This window comes from Shinella granuli (assembly GCF_004341885.1).
Taxonomy (GTDB): domain Bacteria; phylum Pseudomonadota; class Alphaproteobacteria; order Rhizobiales; family Rhizobiaceae; genus Shinella; species Shinella granuli.
Window position 1 is genome coordinate 1 of the sequence record NZ_SLVX01000076.1, and the last position, 3,080, is coordinate 3,080.

General features: G+C 56.1%; 5 protein-coding genes. 4 read left to right on the plus strand and 1 reads right to left on the minus strand.

The genetic code is table 11. The features are described from left to right. Positions 1 to 196: 196 nt before the first annotated feature. Positions 197 to 367, plus strand: a complete 171-nt coding sequence (locus EV665_RS32565) for a helix-turn-helix domain-containing protein (RefSeq protein WP_160872166.1) — start codon at positions 197 to 199, stop codon at positions 365 to 367. Between the two features lie 27 nt (positions 368 to 394). On the opposite strand, the gene EV665_RS31900 is transcribed toward EV665_RS32565, so the two are convergent. Then, positions 395 to 1,105: an IS6 family transposase gene (locus EV665_RS31900; RefSeq protein WP_133037250.1), complete on the minus strand. Its 711-nt coding sequence runs from the start codon at positions 1,103 to 1,105 to the stop codon at positions 395 to 397. Positions 1,106 to 1,482: 377 nt separating this feature from the next. Between EV665_RS31900 and EV665_RS31905 the strand changes: the two genes are divergently transcribed. From EV665_RS31905 to EV665_RS31915, 3 genes are all read left to right on the plus strand, one after another. Next, on the plus strand, positions 1,483 to 1,881 hold the full coding sequence (locus tag EV665_RS31905) for a hypothetical protein (RefSeq protein ID WP_133037251.1): 399 nt from the start codon (positions 1,483 to 1,485) through the stop codon (positions 1,879 to 1,881). A 268-nt stretch (positions 1,882 to 2,149) separates the two neighbouring features. Next, the gene (locus tag EV665_RS31910) at positions 2,150 to 2,461 is read left to right on the plus strand and encodes a type II toxin-antitoxin system HigB family toxin (protein ID WP_133037252.1); all 312 of its coding nucleotides are present in this window, start codon (positions 2,150 to 2,152) and stop codon (positions 2,459 to 2,461) included. Positions 2,462 to 2,476: 15 nt separating this feature from the next. Beyond that, the gene (locus EV665_RS31915) at positions 2,477 to 2,857 is read left to right on the plus strand and encodes a helix-turn-helix domain-containing protein (RefSeq protein ID WP_133037253.1); all 381 of its coding nucleotides are present in this window, start codon (positions 2,477 to 2,479) and stop codon (positions 2,855 to 2,857) included. Positions 2,858 to 3,080 lie beyond the last annotated feature (223 nt).

Sequence of the window (3,080 nt, forward strand, 5' to 3'; positions counted from 1 at the left end):
GCGTCAACAGAACGGACCGCCTGAACCAACCCTGCCGGCAGTCCGGCGCGCCGTCATCGCAGCCCTGATCTTGATAGAAGCGGAAATCCGATGTCCGCACTGCAACCACCAGATCGGACGCCATCCTTTCAATCTGCCAAAGTAGTGCTAGAGGGTGTATATGCTACAATACGCATAATCACCAATCAGGTATGCCATGGCAGACAAGACCAAGCCATTTGCAGCACTGACCCTCGGCAGCCGCTCGGCGCTGAAGCTGCTCGCCGCCGAGATCCAGGCAGCGCGCAAGGCGAGAGGCTGGACGGAGGCCGACCTCGCTGAGCGCGCCGGGTGCTCGCGGCGGTGGCGTCGCCTTAACCTGACGTAGGACGCAATCATTTCTTTGTCCTGAATTTCAGGCTTGGATCGGCAACGCGATCTCACGCCAGGTGGCGCTGGTGAGGGCGCGGAGTTGGCGATGATCAGCGGCATTCAGGTGTTTTCGATGAAGTTGGAAAAGATTGGCAATTTGGCCGTGGGTTGAGAAACGTTGGCATTGACCTGCCGACTTGAACCGCATCATGCGTCGCTCTCGTCGTCGAACGGGAAGGTGAGAATTTTCTGCGAGGTTGTTGAGCCCTTTGTGCGAACGGTGTTCGATCCCCAGCATGATCTCTCGCTTTGCGGCGTAATAAGAACGCAGCTTGTCTGTCACCATCACGCGCGGCGCAACACCTTGGCTCTTCAACAATTTGCGCATCAGCCGAAGAGCGGCTCCCTTGTTTCTGCGGCTTTGCAGCAGAGCATCGAGAACGTAGCCGTTGGCATCGACGGCGCGCCACAGCCTGTATTTCTTGCCCTTGATCGATACGACCATCTCATCGAGATGCCATTTGTCTGCGAAGTTGCCGATCGACCGCCGCTTGACTTGGTGGGCGAATTTCAGACCAAACTTAGTCGTCCATTCTGAGACGGTCTGAAACGAGACGGCAATGCCGCGCTCGGCAAGCAGGTCTTCGATATCGCGCAGGCTCAGCGGGAACCGGTAATAGAGCCATACCGCATGCGCGATGATCTCGGCTGGAAAGCGGTGGCGTTTGTATCGGGCGGACGCATCGTCAGTCATGCCGATAGACTATTGCCTCGATCCGCACCAGCCGGTTAAGGCGACGCCTCCGTTGAGATTCATAGATTCAGCACGCAGAAATCCGTCTTCTGCGGAGGGCATCCCGCTGCGTTTGAGCATTTTCATTTCGCGTGGCGATCGAGTTCGACGAGCGTTGCGGCGGAGACGCTTGGATCGACATAGGGCGTGGTCGCAGATCGGTGTGTGTTGCCGAAAGGCCATTAATTGGAGCAATAAATCAATGGGTTAGTTCCATAAGGTATGTTATGCGATATGATATAACGTTACGATATTCGCCTTAAAGGCGGTATCGGTAATTGATCCGCCACCCGCATTACTCTATGTTTTTCATCGACAATGGAATTCGGAGAAGCGATATGACCGAAGCGACCAAAGACCTCCCGCGCGCACCCAGGTTCTGGTGGGAAAAGACCCTCTTCGCGTTGGTCATCCTTCTGCCTTCGACGATCTATCCTTTCGCGACCGCGTTCAACTCCTCGATAACCCCCTTCGGCACGTCGCTGGTTGTCGCGGGCACCCTGATCGTCCTCCTCCTGCTTTCGATTTTTTGGGATATCGGGCCGACCTTCGTCGAAAAGGCCGAGGCTAGGTTCCAGAACCGTTACGCGGCGGACATCTATTCGATCCCGGTGACCTTCGACGCGAAGCCGACACTCGTGCCGGGCTTCTCCCGGCTGACAGCAATACGCGCTGACAATAGCCAGGCCATCGGCGCCTGGGCGTTGAGGTTCAACCACGGACGCCAGGTGGCATGAGGCCTCGTCATGGGCGACGAGCCGCCGCCCGCTTTGACGATCCGGTAGAGCCGATTTCCTGAAGTTTCTGATCGACGAGTGATTCACACGGCGCTCATGGCCGTGGCGCAGAACCGTGGCCATGTGCGTTTTCGTGTGGACTGGATGGGGTTGATCGGCAAGACCGACTGGGATTTTATGCGGCGCAAATTAGGATTCGGATACTGGTTTCCAAATTGGGAATTTTGAGCTTGTTTCCAGATTGGGAACGCGATATATAGGAGCCAACGTGAACGTTATCGCCAAGTCCGCGTTGGTCAATTTCTGGAGCGACCTGCCGAAAGGAGCGCCAAGAGAGACTGCTGAAGCGGCGATGACGGAATGGTATGCCACCGCATCAAAGGCAAGCTGGAGCAACTTCAGTGAGCTGAAGAAAACTTTCAACTCGGCCGACATCGTCGCGGGCAACAAAGTGATTTTCGACGTGGGTGGCAATAAATATCGCATTGTGGGTTTGGTCGCATTTCGGACGAAGCGGATTTTCGTTCTGTTTGTCGGGACGCATGCCCAGTATGACGCGATTGACGTCGCAAAACTCTGATGTGAGGAAGTCAACATGCTGAATTTGAAAGCTTTCCGAACCCTTCAGAGCGAAGACGAGTACAATGCCGCACTGAAGGAAGTTCGGCCGTATTTCGAGAACGAACCTGAGGAAGGCACTGAAGAAGCGGCTCATTTTGACGCGCTCGTTCTTCTGATCGAACAGTACGAAGGCAAAAACTTCCCGATCCCGGCTGCGAGCCCGGTGGAGGTGGTCAAGTCGGTGATGGCTGCTAACAACTACACGCGCGCGGATCTGGTAGCCGTTATCGGCTCTAAAGCGCGGGCTGCCGATCTTCTGAACGGCAAACGCGAAATCAATCTCGAACAGATTCGAAAGCTCAGCAAGGAATGGAATATTCCTGCTGGGTCTTTGATTGGAGACGTCGCTGCCTAGTAGGTAAGGCCTACAAGGCTCCTCGGCATCCGCTGCAACTGTGCTCGACTCTTTCCGCGGGAGTCGGCTTGAGGCTGCAACTAATGAAAATTCCGGCTCTTGACCTTCAGTCGATCGATGAGGAGGTCGGGGACGTAGATGTCGCGCGCGGGCGCCGCCGCCTTCGGCCGTTCGCGCGGATCCGGTGCGCCATTGCCGCGCGCGAACTCGTCGCCCCGACCAT

Bases quoted from the DNA above. Each gene is read 5' to 3' on its own strand.
- EV665_RS32565 (WP_160872166.1), top strand. From the start codon at position 197: ATGGCAGACAAGACCAAGCCATTTGCAGCACTGACCCTCGGCAGCCGC.
- EV665_RS31900 (WP_133037250.1), bottom strand. From the start codon at position 1,105: ATGACTGACGATGCGTCCGCCCGATACAAACGCCACCGCTTTCCAGCC.
- EV665_RS31905 (WP_133037251.1), top strand. From the start codon at position 1,483: ATGACCGAAGCGACCAAAGACCTCCCGCGCGCACCCAGGTTCTGGTGG.
- EV665_RS31915 (WP_133037253.1), top strand. From the start codon at position 2,477: ATGCTGAATTTGAAAGCTTTCCGAACCCTTCAGAGCGAAGACGAGTAC.